This is a genomic window from Sphingosinicella rhizophila (assembly GCF_032378825.1).
Classification (GTDB): domain Bacteria; phylum Pseudomonadota; class Alphaproteobacteria; order Sphingomonadales; family Sphingomonadaceae; genus Allosphingosinicella; species Allosphingosinicella rhizophila.
In genome coordinates, this window is record NZ_JAVUPU010000033.1 from 1 (window position 1) to 320 (window position 320).

The window sequence follows — 320 nt, forward strand, 5'->3', positions numbered from 1 at the left end:
CAAAGCTGGCGGCGCCACTGGGACCAGGTGATCCCCTTCTTCGCCTTCCCCGAGGGCGTGCGGCGGATCATCTACACCACCAACGCGATCGAGGCGCTGAACTCCAAGATCCGGCGCGCGGTCCGCACCCGCGGCCACTTCCCCGGTGACGATGCCGCGATGAAGCTGCTATACCTCGTCCTCAATCAGGCGGCCGACGAATGGAAACGGCCGCCGCGCGAATGGTTCGAAGCCAAGACCCAGTTCGCCGTCATCTTCGGCGACCGGTTCACGGTCTGATGAACGAAACCGGCCTCGCGCACAAAATTACGGACAGTCCC

Annotated in this window: 1 protein-coding gene; it reads left to right on the forward strand. The window is 64.1% G+C overall.

What is annotated here, in order from left to right:
- A partial coding sequence (locus tag RQX22_RS19275; RefSeq protein WP_315728839.1) for a transposase occupies window positions 1–279 on the forward strand: 279 nt, incomplete at its 5' end.
- Between the last annotated feature and the right edge of the window lie 41 nt (window positions 280–320).